18 protein-coding genes and 2 pseudogenes are annotated in these 20,130 nt (G+C 34.7%); 4 read left to right on the top strand and 16 right to left on the bottom strand.

Translation table 11 applies throughout. The annotated features are described in order from the left end of the window. Window positions 1-27: 27 nt before the first annotated feature. From B9Y54_RS00565 to B9Y54_RS00580, 4 genes are read left to right on the top strand one after another with little or no spacing between them, the layout of a single operon-like run. Window positions 28-756 (top strand): amino acid ABC transporter ATP-binding protein, encoded by a 729-nt coding sequence (locus tag B9Y54_RS00565; RefSeq protein WP_085558499.1) that lies wholly within the window; start codon window positions 28-30, stop codon window positions 754-756. 19 nt (window positions 757-775) lie between these two features. Continuing rightward, the gene (locus tag B9Y54_RS00570; protein ID WP_085558500.1) at window positions 776-1,576 is read left to right on the top strand and encodes a transporter substrate-binding domain-containing protein; all 801 of its coding nucleotides are present in this window, start codon (window positions 776-778) and stop codon (window positions 1,574-1,576) included. A gap of 40 nt (window positions 1,577-1,616) precedes the next feature. Next, window positions 1,617-2,264, top strand: a complete 648-nt coding sequence (locus B9Y54_RS00575; RefSeq protein WP_085558501.1) for an amino acid ABC transporter permease — start codon at window positions 1,617-1,619, stop codon at window positions 2,262-2,264. Between the two features lie 15 nt (window positions 2,265-2,279). Next, window positions 2,280-2,933, top strand: coding sequence for an amino acid ABC transporter permease (locus B9Y54_RS00580; protein ID WP_085558502.1), 654 nt, complete (start codon window positions 2,280-2,282; stop codon window positions 2,931-2,933). A gap of 53 nt (window positions 2,934-2,986) precedes the next feature. Here B9Y54_RS00580 and B9Y54_RS00585 read toward each other — a convergent pair. From B9Y54_RS00585 to B9Y54_RS00650, 16 genes and pseudogenes are all read right to left on the bottom strand, one after another. After that, window positions 2,987-3,909 (bottom strand): annotated as a pseudogene (locus B9Y54_RS00585) (alpha/beta hydrolase). 95 nt (window positions 3,910-4,004) lie between these two features. Then, window positions 4,005-4,916 carry an alpha/beta fold hydrolase gene (locus B9Y54_RS00590; protein ID WP_234987921.1) on the bottom strand — a complete coding sequence of 304 codons (912 nt, stop codon included), beginning with the start codon at window positions 4,914-4,916 and terminating at the stop codon, window positions 4,005-4,007. A 706-nt stretch (window positions 4,917-5,622) separates the two neighbouring features. After that, window positions 5,623-6,432, bottom strand: a complete 810-nt coding sequence (locus B9Y54_RS00595) for an aldo/keto reductase family protein (RefSeq protein WP_085558504.1) — start codon at window positions 6,430-6,432, stop codon at window positions 5,623-5,625. Window positions 6,433-6,582: 150 nt separating this feature from the next. After that, window positions 6,583-7,962, bottom strand: coding sequence for a Na+/H+ antiporter NhaC (gene nhaC, locus B9Y54_RS00600; protein WP_085558505.1), 1,380 nt, complete (start codon window positions 7,960-7,962; stop codon window positions 6,583-6,585). A gap of 442 nt (window positions 7,963-8,404) precedes the next feature. Next, window positions 8,405-8,548 (bottom strand): hypothetical protein, encoded by a 144-nt coding sequence (locus B9Y54_RS12235; RefSeq protein WP_159446028.1) that lies wholly within the window; start codon window positions 8,546-8,548, stop codon window positions 8,405-8,407. Window positions 8,549-8,593: 45 nt separating this feature from the next. Next, window positions 8,594-11,467, bottom strand: coding sequence for a DEAD/DEAH box helicase (locus tag B9Y54_RS00605; RefSeq protein WP_085558506.1), 2,874 nt, complete (start codon window positions 11,465-11,467; stop codon window positions 8,594-8,596). Between the two features lie 5 nt (window positions 11,468-11,472). Next, a complete protein-coding gene (locus B9Y54_RS00610; protein WP_085558507.1) occupies window positions 11,473-11,865 on the bottom strand; it encodes a (deoxy)nucleoside triphosphate pyrophosphohydrolase in 393 nt (130 codons plus the stop codon). Between the two features lie 186 nt (window positions 11,866-12,051). Beyond that, window positions 12,052-13,029, bottom strand: a pseudogene (gene bsh, locus B9Y54_RS00615) (choloylglycine hydrolase). Window positions 13,030-13,323: 294 nt separating this feature from the next. Further along, window positions 13,324-13,887: a hypothetical protein gene (locus B9Y54_RS00620; RefSeq protein WP_085558508.1), complete on the bottom strand. Its 564-nt coding sequence runs from the start codon at window positions 13,885-13,887 to the stop codon at window positions 13,324-13,326. A gap of 166 nt (window positions 13,888-14,053) precedes the next feature. Next, window positions 14,054-14,446: a DUF956 family protein gene (locus B9Y54_RS00625; RefSeq protein WP_085558509.1), complete on the bottom strand. Its 393-nt coding sequence runs from the start codon at window positions 14,444-14,446 to the stop codon at window positions 14,054-14,056. Between the two features lie 152 nt (window positions 14,447-14,598). Continuing rightward, window positions 14,599-15,510 (bottom strand): PTS system mannose/fructose/sorbose family transporter subunit IID, encoded by a 912-nt coding sequence (locus B9Y54_RS00630; RefSeq protein WP_085558510.1) that lies wholly within the window; start codon window positions 15,508-15,510, stop codon window positions 14,599-14,601. Window positions 15,511-15,531: 21 nt separating this feature from the next. Further along, window positions 15,532-16,329, bottom strand: a complete 798-nt coding sequence (locus B9Y54_RS00635) for a PTS mannose/fructose/sorbose transporter subunit IIC (protein ID WP_085558511.1) — start codon at window positions 16,327-16,329, stop codon at window positions 15,532-15,534. Between the two features lie 33 nt (window positions 16,330-16,362). Then, complete coding sequence (locus B9Y54_RS00640) at window positions 16,363-17,358, bottom strand: mannose/fructose/sorbose PTS transporter subunit IIA (protein WP_085558512.1); 996 nt, start codon at window positions 17,356-17,358, stop codon at window positions 16,363-16,365. A 455-nt stretch (window positions 17,359-17,813) separates the two neighbouring features. After that, on the bottom strand, window positions 17,814-18,260 hold the full coding sequence (locus B9Y54_RS00645) for a hypothetical protein (protein ID WP_085558513.1): 447 nt from the start codon (window positions 18,258-18,260) through the stop codon (window positions 17,814-17,816). A gap of 2 nt (window positions 18,261-18,262) precedes the next feature. Further along, a complete protein-coding gene (locus tag B9Y54_RS12240; RefSeq protein WP_159446029.1) occupies window positions 18,263-18,433 on the bottom strand; it encodes a hypothetical protein in 171 nt (56 codons plus the stop codon). Window positions 18,434-19,278: 845 nt separating this feature from the next. Continuing rightward, entirely contained in the window at window positions 19,279-19,899 is a 621-nt protein-coding gene (locus tag B9Y54_RS00650; RefSeq protein WP_085558514.1) for a YdhK family protein, read from the bottom strand. Window positions 19,900-20,130: the final 231 nt, after the last annotated feature.

Consider the following 20,130-nt stretch of genomic DNA (forward strand, 5'->3'; position numbering starts at 1 on the left):
CACAAATTGATTAAGGAGTGTGTCTACATGATTGAATTTAAAAATGTTGAAAAATATTACGGTGACTTTCATGCATTAAAAAATATTAATTTACATTTCAAAAAAGGGGAAGTTGTTGTAGTAATTGGTCCTTCTGGTTCCGGCAAAAGTACGATGTTGCGTTGTATTAATGGACTAGAAGAAATTACAAAAGGCGATTTGACTATTAATGAATACAATATTCACGATAAAAAAACAAACATCAATAAAATTCGGAAAAATGTCGGAATGGTTTTCCAACACTTTAACTTATACCCTCATAAAACAGTGCTAGAAAACATCATGCTTGCACCCGTAAAAGTATTGAAACAAACAAAAGAAGAAGCACAAAAAAATGCTGAAAAGTTATTAGATAAAGTAAATATGCTAGACAAAAAAGATTCTTATCCTTCTCAACTTTCCGGTGGACAACAACAACGGATTGCGATTGCTAGAGGGCTTGCAATGGATCCGAATGTCTTGCTTTTCGATGAGCCAACAAGTGCGCTTGATCCTGAAACGATTGAAGATGTTTTAGATGTTATGAAAAAATTAGCTAAAGAAGGCATGACGATGATTGTCGTTACCCACGAAATGGGCTTTGCTCGTGAAGTAGCTGACCGGGTTATTTTTATGGCAGATGGGCAAGTCTTAGAAGACCGTGAAGCAGCTGCTTTTTACGAGAATCCCCAAGAACCAAGAGCAAAACAATTTTTAAGTAAAATTATTAATCATTAATCAAAAGGAGGGTGTTTAAATGAAACAGACGTTTAAACCAGTTACTTTACTCCTTTTACTCTTTCCGGTACTTCTATTAGCAGCTTGTGGTACAAAAAGCTTATCTACAGTAGCTATTAACGACCGACTAGAAGAAAACCCAGAGATTACTTGGGGAGTAAAAGTAGATACAAGTTTATTTGGATTATACAATATTGAAACAACAGAGATTGAAGGATTCGATATTGATATCGCAAAAGCTTTAACGAAAGAGATCACCGGTGATGCCCAAAATGCAAATTTTGTTGAAGTCACATCAAAAACAAGGATTCCCTTATTAAAAAATGGCAATATCGATGTCATTATCGCTACGATGACCATTAACGAAGAACGTAAAAAGCAAGTTAATTTTTCGGATGTTTACTTCGCCGCTGGACAAGCTTTGTTGGTTCCAATGGACAGCTCAATCCAAGGTATTGAAGACTTATCCAGTGAAACAACTGTTTTAGCAGTTAAAGGATCAACATCTGCTGTAAATATCAGAAAATATGCGCCCGACGCGACAGTTCTTGAATTAGAAAATTATTCTGAAGCTTTTACCGCCATGCAATCTGGCCAAGGCGATGCAATGACCACGGATAATGCTATCCTGTTAGGCATCATTGCTAAAAATCCAGACTATCGTTTAGCCGGTGATAACTTCACTGACGAACCTTATGGGATTGCTATCAATAAAGGACAAGAGCCTTTTGTTAAAACGATTAATACTGCTTTACAAACCATTAAAGAGAATGGGATTTACGATAAAATCTACGCAAAATGGATTCCTAAATTAGATTAATTAGTGTACTTATTTCAATAGATAAAGTGAGGTGTCACCTATGATTCAAATTTTCAATGATAATTCAGGTATTTTACTTGAGGGGTTTAAATTCACCTTATATTCAAGTGTCATTGCCTTATTTTTTAGTTTAATAATTGGTACCTTATTCGCTATCTTTCAAATTTCAACAAATAAAGTGGTCAGATTATTAGCTAGTGCTTATGTTGAGTTTTTCAGAAACATCCCTTTACTGATTATCGTGATGTTTTTCTATGTTGTTGTTCCATTGTATTGGTTCCAAATTGATGGATTCACAGCTGGAACAATTGGATTGACGATTTACACGTCTGCTTTTATTGCTGAAACCATCCGAGCAGGTATTTTAAGTGTTCCAAAAGGACAAATGGAAGCTGGTCTTTCAACTGGATTTACCTATAGCCAAACAATGCGCTACATTGTCTTGCCTCAAGCGGTTAAAATTGTTATTCCGCCTCTTGGCAATCAATTTATCAATCTTGTTAAAAATTCATCGGTGCTGGCTATGGTAGCCGGTCTTGATTTGATGTATCAAGGAGACTTGATCGCAAGCACAACTTTTAATACATTTGATACCTATATTTTAATCGGTCTTTTATATTTAATCATCACTTTACCATTAACTTACTTGATGGCGCACATTGAACGTCGCTTAGCGAGTAACGATTAAAAGGAGGAAATTCAATTGAACTTTGTAGAGGCTTTATCATGGGTCAACATCCGCTTCTTGTTGGATGGACTCCTAGTTACCGTAGAAGTAGCGGTTCTTTCCATTATTTTCAGTTTTATTATTGGTAGTTTATTAGGCTTAGTTCGTTACTTGAAGATTCCAGCTGTTTCAAAATTAGTCGGTTTACTCATTGACTTAATTCGAAACTTGCCACTTTTACTGATTATCTTCTTCACCTACTTTGCTTTACCACAAATCGGCATCCGCTTAGACATCTTTTGGTCGGCGATTGCTGCAATGACTATTTTTGAATCAGCTATGCTATCTGAAATTATTCGTGCCGGACTAAACTCTATACCTAAAGGACAAACAGAAGCAGGTCTTTCAACTGGACTAACGTATAGCCAAACGTTGATGCATCTTATTATTCCACAAGCCTTTAAAGCGATGGTTCCACCTATTTTAAGTCAGTTCATCTCACTGATTAAAGACACTTCCTTGGCTGTCATTATCTCTCTTCCTGAGATTACACATAACGCTAAAATTATTTACGGTCAAAATACCGACTATGTTATCCCGATGTTTGTTGCAATGGCTTTATTGTATTTCAGTATTTGTTTTGCTTTATCACGTGTCGTCAAACGGTTGAAATTAGGCGTACAAATTTAAAAAAAGATTTCAACCATATATGTTGGTTGAAATCTTTTTTTATTTACTCTCAATTAACTTATATAGGTAGAAACAAATTCTTGAACCACTTTTTTATAGGCTTCTTTATTTTCTTGATAGGCTTTTGCATGCGCTGCATGTGGTGAGAGATACATCTTTTTAGGCGACGCATTCGCTTCGTATACCTCATGAAGCATTTTTGTTGGAACAAATGTATCCTTCTCACCATGGATAAAGAGCATTGAAACTTATTTTTCTTCACTTGGTTCACACTGCTCGCTTCACTAAACCAGTAGTTCGAACGAATTTTAGTGATTAAACTAGTGATTAGCACTAAGGGAAAAGCCGGTAAATGGTACATTTCTTTCAACTGATGAGCTAATTCACCTGTTACAGAACTATACCCGCAGTCTTCCACAATGACTTTAACATTAGCAGGTAAGGGTTCACCACTAACATTCATCACTGTTGCACCACCCATACTAATGCCGAATAAAGCTATTTCAGTATCTTTACCGACTTTTTCAAGCATTAATTGAATCCATTGCAAGTAATCTTTTCGTTCATGCCAACCAAATCCAATATAATTCCCTTCGCTTTCCCCGTGTCCTCTAGCATCTGGCACAAGGACGTTAAAGCCCATTTCAGCATATCGTTTGGCGTATGGTGCCATCTCTTTCAAATTGCCAGTATACCCATGAGCTAATAGTGCTACCTTTTTAGAATCTGGATTTTCTGCTAAATAAATAGCTGATAAGATCAAGTTATCCGTTGATTGAATCGTAAGAATCTGATGATTCGCTTTCTCGTACCACATTCGCTCCGTTCTCCACGGATCATCAAGCGGATAGACACCCGCAATAATAGCTTGCCCAATAAACTCTTTGTCATTTAACGCTACGGCTTTACGGTAAAAGAACTCTCCTCCGATACCTAATCCTATCATAAGTAGAATAACTAAAATAACCAAAATCATTAATGCTATTCCCCCCACATTTTCTCACTCCTACATACGCTTATTAACTAGTTCATTCTTTCCTAGCCTCTTTTGATGAGAATTAGTAGAGTTCTTTATCTATCGTATTGTAAAAATTCAGCAATTCTTTCGTCAACATCCTTATTCTCATGTAATTGACTGTGGCTGGCTTGGTCACCCGTTATTATCACCTCTTGGTAGTTAAATTTATTTGACTGCATTAAGTACCCAATGGATAAACTGCTGCTGAGAGAAACGGTGCCATCACTTTTAGATCCATCTGTTTTATCTCCAGCAATATTGAGCATTCCTGTTGATGCAGGATACTGTTGAATTGCAGCTGAAAATTCCGTGTAGCGCCCGCTATAAACAAGTGGACCATTTTGATGCAGTGCTTCAAGTGTTTGATTTTCATTACCAGCTACAAAATCATTAAATGGCGCACCCATTGCTACGAAACGTTTAACAACTGGCTGTGTATCTTCCTTTCCATAAGCAACTAAATATCTAAAGCTGCTAACTCCTCCCATTGAGTGCCCAACTAAATTCACTTCATCTACCTGATAAGTCGTTTTTAGATAAACCAAAACGGCTTTAATCCAATCAGCTTGATTCCATTCATTGTTTTTATTATCTACAAATAAAACCTGAATGAACGGATTAGAAGAATCGCTCTGCCAATTACCCGTCTCAAAAATACCGCCATCTGGTTCAACAGTTAGGGTTAACTCTTGTTTTCCGTAATCTTCAGCCTCAAAACGAGTTAGCATAGCATTGAATGTAAAATCCGTTCCGCCATACCCATGGATAAAAAGAGTCGGTATGCTAGCTTGGCTAGTGGAACTTGAATCACGTTTTTCGCTATTAGCTATTTTCTCTTGAGTAATCTCGCTTGATTTTGACTCACTTATTAACTGACTTTCATTAACGGAGTCTGCCCTTTTTTTGTTTCCACACCCTACCACTAGGATACTCAATAAAATAGCTATAAATGAAACTAAAACCACTCGCTTCAATTTTTTCCTCCCAACATTACTTCCACTTATCTGTACTTTCTTTTCTTACACTCATTATAACCCACCAACTAATTCTTCACCCTTCTAAATAGACAAGACAGACAGGAATATTACCTCACTCAGGCGTTTTCAACGCAAAGATGACCAGTCGATTCACTCTAGTCCATCACTCGGCAGTTTTTGTTTCGCTTTGGACAAGTGAGGTAGCTGGAGGTTGAATCTGGTCCGTTCCAAAGCCGAAACGCGAATAGGAGCAGTGATGAGGTTCTTTTCTTCAAAATGGACAAGTCAAACAAAAATATTACCTCACTCAGGCGTTTTCAACGCTAAACCGACCAGCTCATTCCCCCTAGCCTCTCACTTAGCAGTTTTTGTTTCGTTTTGGACAATTAAGGTAGCTGGAGGTTGAATCTGGTCCGTTCCAAAGCCGAAACGCGAATAGGAGCAGTGATGAGGTTCTTTTCTTCAAAATGGACAAGTCAGACAAACAGATTACCTCACTCAGGCGTTTTCAACGCTAAACCGACCAGCTCATTCCCTCTAGCCTCTCACTCGGCAGTTTTTGTTTCGCTTCGGACAAGTGAGGTAAATGGAGGTTGAATCTGGTCCGTTCCAAAGCTTAAATCTAAATTGGAGTAGTAAAAAAGATTTTTAAGTATAAAAACTTAAAAAACCTTTCTTTTAAACAAATAGGCTATTAGAGCGTTTCAATTATCTGGATATCTCCTGTGGATAAGTTAAAATCAAATAGCTCTAAATTAGATAATTGGCGCTGTATGTTATGAGATTTGGGGATAACCACGACTTTTCTCTGAATTTGATAACGAAGCAATACTTGTCCCCAGTTTTTCCCATACTTATCCCCAATAGTGGTTAACTTAGCTCGTTGTTCCTCGGTTACTCTACTTAATGGCCCCCAAGCTTCAGGTATGATTAATTGATTTTTCAAGTAGTCAATTAGTTCATTGTTCCAATTAGATGGATTGGATTCAATCTGATTGACAGCAGGTTGGATTTTTGTGTAAACTTTCATTTCTTCTAATAGTCTAATAGAAAAATTAGATACACCAATCGACTTTATTTTTCCTGCATCAACGAATGACTCCAATACTTGCCATGTTCTTTTTAACGTCTTTTTGTCTTCAATCGGCTGGTGGATTAAATATAAATCAATGTAGTCTGTTTGTAAGTTTTCTAAACTTTTCAATAAAGCTTGTTCAACGATTTCTTTAGATCCTATATACTCCTCAATTTCAGGGATTTTTGTTGTTAAGTAAAATTCTTCTCGAGCAATGCCGCTGTCTTTGATTGTTTGACCAACACCTGCTTCATTTCGATAATAAATAGCCGTATCAATTAAACGATAACCTGCTTTAATAGCTGATTCTAACGCTCTAAAATCATTATTCAAGTCACCTTTGTATTGATTTTCTACTTTTCCATACGTATTCGTCCCCGTTCCAACTAGTGGCATTTTCGTTCCATTTGCTAACGTAACTGTTTCCATTACTTGCCATCCCCTTTGTTGTATGATAAATCGAATCTATTATCTTTATAGTAGAGATTTTCACCTGTATAAGTCAAGTTAGAGGATTGATTTTTTTGAAAAGCAAAAAAGCCAAAAGTACGTTTTGAACATACTTTCGACTTTTTATTATTAGCTTAATGTTGATGGCTTAAGTTTTTTAATCCCAATATTTGCATAGCCACTTATCACCGTTAAGATTGGTGAAAATAAACAAAAGAAAGCATATGGTAAATACGTTAACGTTGGAACGCCTAAAGCAGTTGAGATAAAGACACCACTTACGCCCCATGGAATTAACGAATTCATCACTGCACCCGCATCTTCTAGTACACGTGAAAGAGCTAAAGGAGATAGTCCCATCTGTTTGTATGTTTTCTTAAAGGCATTTCCTGGCAAAACAATCGCTAAATACTGTTCACCGACTAAAGCATTAATGCCGATAGCAGATAATGCCGTAACTAGAATTAGATTCCCAATTGATAGACGCGCATTAGAAATTGGCGCCATAACTGTATCAATAATCTTAAATTCCATCAACAATCCACCTAGAGCAAGGGCCAAAATAATCAGTGAAATAGACCACATCATACTCTGAACTCCACCCCTTGAAAGTAACGCATCGATTATTTCATTACCTGTTGTTGAAACATATCCTTCTTGAATGTAACTGGACATCTGCGAAAGGCTGACTTCTGGCGAATGAATTTTTAATAATCCAATCGAAACAGCAATATTAATCAATAGTGTTGGGATAGCTGGAATCCTTCTCCATGAACTAATGAAGATAAGAACAATTGGGATGGCTGCTAACCAACTTACGGTAAAATTCGTTTCTATCACTTTTGTTAACTCAGCAACTTGGTTCGTTGTTGCAAGTTGCTTGTTCATTCCAAAAAACAAAAACAATAAAGCCGATAGAATCAAACTCGGAATCGTTGTCCACATTAAGTTTTTTATGTGTTTAAACAAATCTACTTCAGCTACTGCTGCTGATAAATTTGTACTATCGGATAAAGGAGACATCTTATCCCCAAAAACACTCCCCGATACAATCGCTCCCGCTACTAAACCAGGGGCAAAACCCATAGCTGTTCCCATCCCCAAAAAAGCTAATCCGATGGTAGAAACTGTCGTGAAGGCTGAGCCAATCGACGTACCCACTACGGCACAAATTAAAAAGACGGATGGAATAAAGAAGCTAGGATTTAATAATTTAAATCCAATAACCATCATCGAAGGAATAATCCCTGAGGCAATCCAAATAGCAATCAAGGCACCAATTAGAATGAAAATAATCATTGGAATAACACCTGTCTTCACACCTTTTTGAATGCCTTCGTGAATCTCTTCCCAGCTGTGTTTACGAAACCTTCCCCAGATGATTAGCACAGTTATGGCTAATAATAAGGGCGTTTGTGGATCCAAATTAAATTTAATAATGCTGACACCGATCATAATTAATAATAAAAATAGTAAAGCAAAACTTTCTCGTATTGACAATTTCTTCATTTTCTACACTCCTAATTTTTATAGTGATGAGGTAAAATGAGTCATACGATAATAGGTAATGCCTCCAGTTGTTTTACATAAAAACATTGCCCATACTTCCTTTCTTTCCTCTATGTAGTCATTTCTCTTAATGTATTCGTAGAAAAAACTATTCCACTTAGTATGTCTTATTAGTAAGGTCTTGTCAAAGTAATGTTACTAATGAAAAGGAAATTAGCCATGGCTAATCTCCTTTTAGATAATAATATGCTTTTAATAAACGGATTCTTCTAGAAATTTTTGGAGTTATCAACAGAAATTAATCATTTTGTTGATAAATAAAGGGATTAATTTCTACTATAATTTCTTTGCCCAGTGTAAAAGATATATTTTCTACAAAATGAGGTGCCGAGTGCACTTGAACTCCCATTTTGAAGACTTTAAAAACAAGACTAGAAACATCTCAAAAGTTTTTTGATTTAAGAAGTATAGCTATCTTTTCTTCTTTATTTTGAAGCAAATCTACTTCACCTGTTAATTTTACTGACCAGCCATATAATAAGTCATAGTCTATGGTATTCATTTCTTGATTTATTGTTGTCGTCATAGTCATCCCTTCAGGTTTAATTTTTTGATCATATCACTAACTATTTTAATCTTGACCTGCCTCTAAATAACGATAAAGGTTTAAATCTATTGGTTCAGAAAATTTTAATAACATCTCAACGACTTTTTTCTTTCCGCCATCTTGAGTTGGTTTTTCTAATTCAATAATTGTTTCTTCTACTGGTTTTACATCTCCTAAGTAATAAAATTCTGTTCCCTCATTGTCAGATTTTTTAGCGAATACGCGGATGGTCCAATCTTTGGGATGCATTAATTTTTTTACTTCCGGAGAGTTTAGCGATCTGGGAGCTTTCGTAAACCATTTCATTGTTGAAGTATCTAGTAGTTCATCTTCGTAAGCCATTTGAGCACCAGAAAAATTTTCACCTTTTTTTAGTGTAACAAAAATAACAAATTCTCCATTGCTTGTTGTATATCCTCCAATATTTTGATCGACCATTTGTTGTTGCCAATTTAGTAATCGTAAAACATCTTTGCGCTTGTATTTTTGATAGCGTGTTAAAAGTTCAGTAGGCACATAGCTAGCAGACTTCATCTTACCTGTATCAAGAATATCTTCCATCAATTTAATGAAATAAGCATGATTCATTTCTTTTTTGAATAATGGTGATAAAGTAACTTTATTCTCAATTTTTTCTATAAAAGCTTGTTTTTTATAAGCTTTAGCTAAAGATCCGGTATAAAAACTTAGGTCTAAGGTATTCAAAACAGATCTAATTATCTCATCGCTTACTAATAACGATTCTTGCTCAAATAATTGTTTTATATTTTCTAAAGACCAGGATCTATCAAGATCGTTCATCATATTTTGTAATAAAATTAGTTCCTGTTTTCTCATTCCTTGTAAAAATTCTCTTGTAGCGATCATTAAAAAAATAGTAGCGGTTTTTGTTAATGTTGCTTCATTTTTCTTTATATTTTCTAAGAACCCATAATAAGTTGCTTTTTTATTCGCAATTAATAGTGGGTCTAACGTTTGTTGTTCTTGGAAATCTTTAAGATAAGGAACTCTCCCAAGTCGATTAGAGAGTAAGTCGAAGCTCTTTCTTAATTCACTCATGCTATCCATAGCAACTTTATTAATTGAAGTGAAAATTTGTTGTTTCGCTATTTTTTCAAAGTTAACAGAAGAAATACCTGAAATAAAATTAGCATCAAATGTATCTTTACGTAAATTATTCTTGTCTCTTGATGTATCTCCTGATAGGGCCATCGGAATCATATAGTTATTTTTGTAGTTTCCAATAAAATCAATAACTGTAACAAATTCTTTGGAATGGTCTTTTCTTAGCCCTCTGCCTAATTGTTGGATAAAGATAATACTTGATTGTGTATTCCGAAGCATCACTACTTGATTTACTTTTGGTATATCAATTCCTTCGTTAAATATATCTACTGTAAAAATATAATTAATTTCACCTTTTTCTAATCGCTCAACTTCATTTTCTCGCTCTTCAAGTGAATGGTCCCCAGAAAGATAAGAGCTTGGTCTTCCCTTTTGATTGAAAATTCCTGAAAGAGTTTGCGCTTCTTGTTTACGACTACAGAATATTAATCCTTTAGGGCTATTACCAGAACAACCATAATAAGTTAACTTTTCAAGTAAATACGTTACTCTCTCTTCATCTACCAAATATTTCAAGTCTGTTGCCTCAGAAATTAACTCGCCATTTCTTTCATAATCTGTTACTCCAAAATAATGAAATGGACAAAGCATCTCTTCTTCAAGTGCTTCTTGAAGGCGTATTTCGTAAGCAATATTGTAATCAAATAGTTCAAAGATATTAAATCCGTCTGTTCTCTCTGGAGTAGCGGTCATGCCCAATAAGAACGAGGGTTTAAAATAGTCTAGTACACGATGATAAGACTTTGCACCAGCTTTATGGACTTCATCTATTAAAATATAGTCAAAATGATCTTTAGGAAACTGAGCCAGTATTTGCTCTTTAGAAATCGTTTGAATTGTAGCAAAAAGGTATTTCGCATCGATTTCTTTTTTATTCCCAGATAATATTCCATAGTCTTTATCCAGTCCACCAAGAATTTTTTGATAATCACTTTTTGCTTTATTTAGAATTTGTTCTCGATGAACAACAAACAAGACTCTTTTAGGCTTAACCTGTAAAACATCAAATGCAGATAGAAACGTCTTACCTGTACCCGTAGCTGAGATAACTAAGCCTTTTCCAGCTCCGGATTCCCTCAACTCAGCTAAGTTAGCTAAGGCAATTTTTTGCATCTTATTCGGTACAATATACGGTACATCTTTGTCTATTAAAGAGTGCTCATTGACCATTGTCATCTCTTTAAAAAAAGTTGTTGGTTGATAGAAATTTTTATAATTTAAAATCCATTCTGGAGTCAACAACTCCGCTTCTTGCCATTCTTTTTCCATATGCTTTTGAATATCTTGAATCATCTTCCCATGATTGTATGATGTTAAACGCACGTTCCACTCATAATTAATTTTCAACGCACTCATCGTTAAATTAGAACTGCCAATAATAAAAGAATGATAGCCTGTTTGTTTGAAAAGATACCCTTTGGAATGGAATCCTTGTTTTTTCGAAATACGTACCTCTATATTAGGTATATTAAGCAAGTCTTCAAACACTGCTGGTTGGTTAAAGGCTAAATAAATAGAAGTTAAAATTTTCCCTGTAATTTTTTGTCTATGTAAATCTGATAGTTGTGTTTTTAATGCAGCTAATCCATCTTGGGTTAGAAAAGCTACTGAAAAAAAGAATTCTTGACAACTATTCAACTCATCTTGTAAAACATTCAACATATACTGTTTTGTTTCAACATCGTTTATAATAATTTTAGGATCATATATCGAGCCCTCAACTCTTTGATCAATAAAAGCTTTTTTCAATGAACGTTCTAGAATATCAGTCAATAGTATCACATTTCTTTCATCAATTTTTTAACTGCCGGTATATCCGCCGGCGCCCATTCTAAGCTATCTAACTCTGAAGACTTAAGCCATTTCATTTTAGTGTGTTCTGTTAACTGGGGACTTCCTTTTTTTATTAGACAAATAAAAGTCGTTAAATTTACTAAACCAAAATCATAGGAATAACTTGTCTCTTCAAATTTTTCTGATGCTACTTCTACTTCAATCATCAATTCTTCTTTTAGCTCTCTTCCTAATGCTTCTTGGGGTGTCTCGCCGAGTTCAATTTTCCCGCCCGGAAATTCCCATAGCTTTGCTAATGTTTTAGTTTCTCCTCTCTGAGCACACAGTATCCGATTATTTTCTATTACTATCGCACCTACGACATTTATTTCTTTCACTTCTTTCCCTTCTTCCTTTTTTTATTTATAGATCTATTTTAGCATAGACATATTGGATTTAACGTAAAATTTATATCCAAACTACTTAATAAACTAGAATGAACTAGAATGAACTTAGCAATCTAGTTGACTGTGAAAAAAGCTATCCCTCAACACAAAAGGATAGCGCTCTTTATTATTCTTATTTTAGTTATTTACATAGTTAATTTGCTGCGTTTTAATGAGTTTAAATGTTGTTAACTCATCTGAATCCAAGTTTTCATTATACATATTAATAGCCGTCAGTTGATTATTTTCGTAAGTCTTATAATAATAAATACCTTTATCTGTATTCACACAACAAGCATAAGAGGTAATATCATTTTTCCCCTCTTTAGTGAGCGCACTGCCACGTACCATAGTTACTGAATCAAGGATATGGAAAAATTGCGAAAGATTTGCATTCTCATCATCCTCGGAAACAGCATTCATTTTATGAAAAGTCGCACGCACAAACCGAGATGCAGGAGAAACATCGCCAGGTAATCCTAGGCTGCCCATCCAAACTCCATAGGGTCTCAACTCAATTTCTGAACTAAAACGATCTATGGGATAGTGCGCTGTAAGATTTAAATAATTAGCCAGATTCATTTTATGAAATTCAAACGGTGGATTATTCGTTAAGACACCAAATAGATTGTCATGGATTCTTAACCCCACTTTCATTGGTTCCACTACGATACACTGATTACGGTCTGCTATCATCCAATGTTATGGTGCTAAAAGGATTTGTTCGTTGAAAGGCATGTTTACTATATTAGTGTTTTGTAAGGCCGCTTTCGTCTCTTCTACTGTCGTACAGATTCCTAATATCCAAGGAATCAGTTCAAATGGCGTGATATTAATCTGATCTTGTTTTTCTTTTAAATAAACGGCATTTCCTGGAAAATTTAGCGCAGCTATTGAAAGACCTTTTTCATTAGTCGCTTCAGCATATAGAGGGTAGTTCTCAATTACTGTTGCCATACCTATCATTGCATAATGGCTCTTTAATCTCTTGTATCTTTTTAAGCCAAAAGAAAATTTACGCGGTGTAACCACTACTTTTTCATTAAATGAATACTCAATATCCATATTTCTACCGAAATAAAAAGCAATCTTTTTATACGTTAGAGATGTGCACATATTTATTCCTCCTAATTCAAGAAAATAACAACTGAAAATTAAAAATATTAGGTTGTAACTTTTTCACAAAAACTAGATGAACTGCATTATAATTATCCTCCCACAGAATAGCCTTTGTTAGAAATAATAAAAGAAAATCGAGCGTTTATTTCAATTTATACTTAACCGTTTGAAATTAAGAATAGCCCATTCAACTTAATGTTGAATGGGCTATTCTTTAAAATTTGTTTTATAGTCAAATGAACCACTATTAAGTGAGAAAAGGTCAGTCAACTAAACTAATTTACTTAAAGATTATTCAGCTACGGTTGTTTCTCCAGTAATTGTTTCGCCATCAAAAGTTGATGCATCCATTAATTCTTGAGAATCAAACGTAACGTTTCCTTCAACAGTCGAGTTAGCAAGAGTAAAGCCTTCTGCTTTAACGATGATATCGCCAATAACTGTTCCATTTTCTATTTTAAAGTTTGGGGACTCAACAATAATCGTTGGTACAGTTAATGTGTACTCATCTGTTACTGTACGGTCTTCATCTTGTGCATATAGAGCTAGTTTACGGTAAACATCTGTACTTTCATCATCTTTATCGTAGAAAGTTCCAGCAACAACTAAATCTTCAGTTAGTGTAATATCATCTGTCGCTGCAAAGATCCAACCACCCTCTTCGCTAAGTCCCATAACTAAATCTTCTGGTTTACTACTAATTGATGCTCCTGCAACAACTTCTGTACTTTCAGCTGTTGATGATGAAGCCATTGACTCTTTATCCATTGCCTCATCGTCACTTCCACAACCTGCTACCATAATGACAAGTGATGCACAAAAACCTAAAGATAACCCTCTTTTTTTGTTTAACATATATACTACCTTTATTTTTTTTGGTTATAAAACGATAATCACCTTTCAAAAAGGTGAAAGCGTATTAAAACTTTCTTAAACAGTTTATTATGCATTTGTGAATTAATCAACAAATGAACTAAAAAAAGCCTAAGAATTTTATCTTAGGCCTTATAAATTGTGGTAGCTATTTATTTTTTTTAGCTAATCTTTTTCCCATAAAAGATTTAAAAGCACGCTTAAGCACATCAAAGAAACCCAACGAATGAACAATATATTCTGGTTCGATGTATTCTTTTATTGCTCGAAGGACTTTTTTAGGTTTTTTTGAAGAGAATGTATAGGTTCCGTTTTTCTTTGTTTCGATAGCGTAACGCGGAATCCATCTTCCTTTAAACATCACAGAAGCAATGACAAGATTAACTTCTTCCCATGGAATTTGAATAAACTTACGCGGATCACGCGCATGGTAAAATTCAAAGCCATTGTCCCCTATCATAATCTTTCCATAATCTGTTAACCCGGTAAAAGCGGTGGCATCTATTACCAAATCTACCTTTGTATTAATTGATTCAACCATTTTATCCGCTCCGTTTCTTTTATCTTATTTCGTTCATTATACCTTTTTTGAGAAGTTAAACCAACACAAAAAGTGGCTGAGAACAAGCTCAACCACTTTAGTGTTTGCAGACTTTTTAGTCTACGGATTTTCATCGGTTTATCTTTTTAAGATTATAGAAGTCCGATTAAGTGTCCACCAATACCAACTACGAATAAACCAAGAATGATAATGATTGGGCTAACTTTTTTGTTTAATAACCACATACACAAGAATGTTAATCCTAATGCTGCTAATCCTGGGATTAACTGGTCTAAGTTATTTTGTAATGTTGTTACTTTTGTAGAAGAAAGAGCTAAACCTGAATTGACTTGTTCAATTGCTTGACGCATGCCTTCTGCTCCTGCTGGAAGTTGATCCCATTCAATATAGGCACCTTTATCTAATTGAACTTCAGAAACAACTGGTTTAAAGCTAACCGTTACCCACCGCTGTACTAGCGAGGCTAAGACAAACATACCAAGGATAGACGCTCCTTTAGTAATATCTTGTAATACTCCGCCTGAAAGATCATCGGTAATTTTAGAACCTGCTTTATAGCCAAGTTCTTGTGTGTACCACATGAATCCCCAACGAATAGCATTCCAAGCTACGAAGAAAATAATTGGTCCAAGAATACTTCCACCTAATGCTAATGATGCTCCTAGAGCACCTAACATTGGACGTACAGTAAACCAGAATACTGGATCGCCGACACCAGCCAACGGTCCCATCATTCCTACTTTTACTCCTTGTATTGCTACATCATCAACTGGCATACCATTTGCACGTTCTTCTTCTAGCGCTAAAGTAACACCAATAATTGGTGAAGCAACATAGGGATGAGTATTAAAGAACTCTAAGTGACGTTTAAGTGCTGCTGCACGATCTTCTTGTGTTGTATATAATTTTTTAATTGCGGGAATCATTGAGAAAGCCCAACCACCATTTTGCATACGTTCGTAATTCCAAGAACCTTGGATAAATGTAGAGCGCCACGCAACGGCTAAACGATCTCTTTTAGTTAATATAATTTTTTCTACCATGTCTCTTCTCCTCCTTTAGGATCAATAATCGTTTAAGATGTCGCCAAGTGGATCGCCTGAGTTGCCTCCACCGTTTGATGAGCCGCCCATTTTAGAAAGGTTCAAGTAAATAAGAGCTAGTGCGACACCAATTCCTCCAATTGCGATAAGAGTTAATTGAGAAATTGCTGCTATTACGAAACCAAGAACAAAGAATGGCCATACTTCTTTTGTTGCCATCATGTTGATAACTAGTGCATAACCAACTGCAACAACCATTCCGCCACCAATTGCCATACCTTCTGTTAACCATAAAGGCATTGACTCTAAGAAGTTTTGAACTGATTCTGCTGGGATAAATAAAAGTGCTGCTGCTGGAATAGCAATACGAACACCTTGCATACATACTGCGCCAATGTGTAACCATTCAATTTTTCTGAAATTTCCTGTTTCAGCTGCTGTATCCATTAAATGTACGATAGGTACTGCTAATGTACGAACAACCATTGTTAAGAAAAGACCTGCAACGGCCAATGGAATTGCAACTGCGATTGCTGCTGGAATACCGGCAACGCCTTGTCCACCTAATACTAAAATAATTGCTGATGCAACAGATGCTAATGCAGCATCTGGTGCTACGGCTGCTCCAATGTTCGCCCAACCAAGTGCGATCATTTGAAGACTTCCGCCAAGAATGATACCGGCTGTTAGATTTCCTGTAACTAAACCGATTAATGTACATGCGACTAACGGTTGGTGAAATTGGAATTCATCTAAGATTCCTTCCATACCAGCTAGAAATGCAACAAATATTACTAAAATAATGGATATAATAGACATAATAGGCCTCCTATTTAATTTAATTTTGTTCTGTTATTTAGCTCGTGCTAACTCATTTTTAGCTTTTTTAAGGATGTCGTCCATATTAGAACCTGAATCATTTGGTACTTTACGTACATCAAATTTAACGCCTTTTTGTTTCAATTTAGTGAAAGCTTCTACGTCTTCTTTGCTCATAGAAAGAACATTGTTGACAACAACTTTTCCAACTGAGTGGGCCATTGAACCAACGTTGATCTCTTTAAAGTCTACTCCACCATCAATTGCTCTAAGAACATCTGTCGGATTTTCAAATAAGATTAAGGCTTTTGTTGTACCAAATCGAGGATCTTTAGAAATCTCAATCATTTTGCTAATTGTAATAACATTTGCTTTAACACCTGGAGGAGCTGCTTGCTCAATTAACTTTTTACGAAGTTCGTCTTTGGAAACGATATCGGAAACAACGATAATACGGTTTGGTTGAGTAGATTTTGTCCATGCTGTAGCAACTTGTCCATGCAATAAACGAGAATCCACACGTACTAATACGTATTTGATTTGTCCATCACCAACAACTGTATTTGGAGCAAGGTGTCCTTTAGGTAAACCATCTTCTGCAACTTTAACACCCGCTGCTTCTGCTGGTTCTAATTCTTCAGGTCTAATTCTAATGCCATCCTTAGCTGTTTCAAGAATGTGTGTTGCAATTTCATGAGCAGACGTCATGGATAAACGAGAAGCGTATGCCTCAATTACCATTGGTAAATTCAACCCAGAAACGATTGCCCATTTCTCTTTATGGTCTTCGAACAATGTGTTCGCTTGATTAAATGGAGTACCACCCCATAAGTCGACTAAGAATAAAACTTCATCTTGGTCATCAAAAGAAGCAACAGCTTTTTGCATTTTTGCTTTTACATCTTCTGGTCCTTCACTTGGCATTAACGTAATAGCCTTGACGTTTTCTTGTTCTCCAAAAATCATCGCTCCAGATTGTAAGATGCCTTCTGCGAACTCGCCATGGCTTGCTAGTATAATTCCTACCATATTTCTACCTCCTAAATAATGTATTTTCCTTTTACTGATTTAGATGCAATCAACAAAATTAAGTGGCCTCTTTTTCGTTTTTTGAATCTACTTTTTAATAAGTTCCTCACTTCTAACAAAGCACCTACTTTAAACCATAAAGGCTAAGATAAGCAATCACGTTAGATCGTTTAGTTCTTATCTGTTTCATCAGTCACTTATTATAATGCAAGTTCTGTGCCAACTTTAGTGTATTGCAATCAGATTGCTTTAAAACCAACAGTTAGACATCATTAGACAAACAAAACCGATACACTAATTAGTGTATCGGTTTTGTTTGTTTATTATTCTTCGATACTGTAGTGTATCATGTGTATGAATTAAGATTTAATCGATTGCTTTACTATAATATACTTTTTTGAAATAAAATTCCTAAAAGATAATCCTTACTAATTCTCTTATTGAGTATTTCTCAATTAAAAAGGAAGTTCTGTAATATTTTCATATACATATTTCAGTATGTCTATTTCGTACTTTGTATAACTACCTTGGAGTATTCCATCTTGGTATCTATCTTTGAAAACATCTTCAATTAGAATGTCCATTCCACCGTTAGAATACTTTTGATATTCTCTGACTACTGAATTAATAGCTTCTGTTCCAGTGAGTTCAGACAGAGGCTTAAGTCCATTTGCAATTGCATATAAAACAGATTTTTGTGTATCGTCAAAATAAGTTACTCTTAATTCTTTTCTTCCTACAATAAAATCATTGCTTTTTCTTTTAGAATGGAAACCTATCAAAACACATAGATAGAATATTTCAGAAATAGTCATATCCGTTTTTTCTGATAATTTTGTGTAGACATCTTCATATCGTACATCTGCTTTGATTGTTCTTTTCCCTTCGCTTAAAAAATCCATAGTTACCCTCTCACTTTCAACTCCATTATATTGCTTTTTTCCTCAATTCTTGTTCTTCCTTCTTCATTAACCAACTCGTAAACTTTACCAACTCTACCATAATGATCGAATGCATTTTGTTCTATTTTTGTTAATTCTGTATCCGTTAATAATAATATCCAATGATTTGTCATTTCAGGAATTTGCTGAATTAAATTATCTCTATTTTCACCACTAATACGACCAAAAGGGAGTATCCATTGTAGCGCTATCTTTTATAAGATTAGTCTGTCTAAAGAGCTATAAATTCCAGTTGAAAGGATAGTGATTTATAAAAAAAAATAAAAAGTACAAATTATTTAAGATAGATTATTTCTCTAAAAAACTATTATACGATTCTTTCAAAAACAAGAGAATTTGCTATTTTTTATTTTTGGGAATCGTCTTAGATAAAGAGAATAAACTAATGGTGCCATTTCAAAATATAAATCAATAAAAAAAAGAAGAAAGAGAAAAATCATAGCATTTAAGCTTTATTCTTCTGTTCTTTTTATTTAGATGCTCATAAGAATGTTCGAATTTGTAAGGATAATACAAATAATATTTATGTAATTAATAAACTCTTATCTGCTACTCTCTAGTATTTCCCATAATGAGAATAAAGCAGTTATAAGTTTGTAGGCGTATTTATTTAAAATATAAAATCCGTAAATTTCAAGTTTAAGTTAGCCACCCATTATTTTTCAGCTATGTTATCTTTGTTTAGAAAGAAAACTCAATTTTAGAGGTATACTTTCTTCTCATGCTTTTATTTACGATTGAAGAATATGTTTACCCTGTATTTTTTTGACTATTTTTGTTAATTTTGATTATTAGTTACATCACCTCTATAAAAATAATTCTGTATAAAGGCGAATTAAATTAACTAGCAAAAAAAGAATACAGCTCTTTTTTTTGAAAGAGAGCTGTATTCTTTTGCGAGTTAAAGCTGTCCCTATATTTTATCCTGATATAAAATTTCTAGTTATAAATACTGATCTTATTCTTTTGATAGTTCGTCTTCTGTAAACCATTTATGGTTCGTAACGGTTTCTCCACCGCTTGTTGGCTCATAGTCTATCATATACACCGTAGTATCTTCAAAGGAATCAATGGTGGCTGATGCACCCTCCATTCCTGCCATGTGTTTTGCTTCTACTATAATCTCTGTTCCTGGTTCCAAAGGTTTTTCTTGATCTTTAGTTCCAGCAATTTCTTCTTGAATAACCCATTTGTGGTTCTCTACTAACTCATCACCATTTGTAGGTTGAAACGTTAATTCATAGGCAGTAGTATCAAAAGCTCCTACTATTGTTGCAGTTGCACCTTTCATTCCTGGCATATGATCTGTTAGCAAAGTAACCTGGTCGCCTATTTCATATTCTGAATTTTCTGCTTCTTGTAATCCTACTGGAATTTCACTTAAATCGTCATGCTGCATACCTTCCATGCTTTCAGTTTTACTTTCGGTTTGAGAGTTACTACTCTCCATAGTTGGCATACTTGATTGTGTACCTCCATCAACAGCTTCTTCATTTTCATTGTCTTGGGATGAACAAGCAGTTAGTACTGTTAAAATAGTTAAAGTTAATACTCCTTGGATAACTTTATTATTCTTCATAATTTATCTTCCTTTCTTTTATGAACATTCTCAAACTTAACTTATAGTTTAATTTTTCCATATAAAAATGTCAATTTAATAGTCTTAATCAGAACTAGACTCTGGACGTTCTGTCACCTTCATAGAAAAATTGAAATAAAAGATCCGTATTTAGGATTATAATTAATTATTTCCAAAAACAAGTGTTTTTGGTAATATGTTTTTCTAAAGACCAATTTATTAGAAAACATT

The sequence above is a fragment of the Carnobacterium iners genome, assembly GCF_900177385.1.
Classification (GTDB): Bacteria; Bacillota; Bacilli; order Lactobacillales; family Carnobacteriaceae; genus Carnobacterium_A; species Carnobacterium_A iners.

Coding starts and splice junctions, on each gene's coding strand:
- B9Y54_RS00570 (WP_085558500.1), top strand. CDS start 776: ATGAAACAGACGTTTAAACCAGTTACTTTACTCCTTTTACTCTTTCCG.
- B9Y54_RS00645 (WP_085558513.1), bottom strand. CDS start 18,260: ATGGATTTTTTAAGCGAAGGGAAAAGAACAATCAAAGCAGATGTACGA.
- B9Y54_RS00635 (WP_085558511.1), bottom strand. CDS start 16,329: ATGTCTATTATATCCATTATTTTAGTAATATTTGTTGCATTTCTAGCT.
- B9Y54_RS00565 (WP_085558499.1), top strand. CDS start 28: ATGATTGAATTTAAAAATGTTGAAAAATATTACGGTGACTTTCATGCA.
- B9Y54_RS00630 (WP_085558510.1), bottom strand. CDS start 15,510: ATGGTAGAAAAAATTATATTAACTAAAAGAGATCGTTTAGCCGTTGCG.
- B9Y54_RS12240 (WP_159446029.1), bottom strand. CDS start 18,433: ATGACAAATCATTGGATATTATTATTAACGGATACAGAATTAACAAAA.
- B9Y54_RS00620 (WP_085558508.1), bottom strand. CDS start 13,887: ATGTTAAACAAAAAAAGAGGGTTATCTTTAGGTTTTTGTGCATCACTT.
- nhaC (WP_085558505.1), bottom strand. CDS start 7,962: ATGAAGAAATTGTCAATACGAGAAAGTTTTGCTTTACTATTTTTATTA.
- B9Y54_RS00650 (WP_085558514.1), bottom strand. CDS start 19,899: ATGAAGAATAATAAAGTTATCCAAGGAGTATTAACTTTAACTATTTTA.
- B9Y54_RS00640 (WP_085558512.1), bottom strand. CDS start 17,358: ATGGTAGGAATTATACTAGCAAGCCATGGCGAGTTCGCAGAAGGCATC.
- B9Y54_RS00595 (WP_085558504.1), bottom strand. CDS start 6,432: ATGGAAACAGTTACGTTAGCAAATGGAACGAAAATGCCACTAGTTGGA.
- B9Y54_RS00575 (WP_085558501.1), top strand. CDS start 1,617: ATGATTCAAATTTTCAATGATAATTCAGGTATTTTACTTGAGGGGTTT.
- B9Y54_RS00625 (WP_085558509.1), bottom strand. CDS start 14,446: ATGGTTGAATCAATTAATACAAAGGTAGATTTGGTAATAGATGCCACC.
- B9Y54_RS12235 (WP_159446028.1), bottom strand. CDS start 8,548: ATGACGACAACAATAAATCAAGAAATGAATACCATAGACTATGACTTA.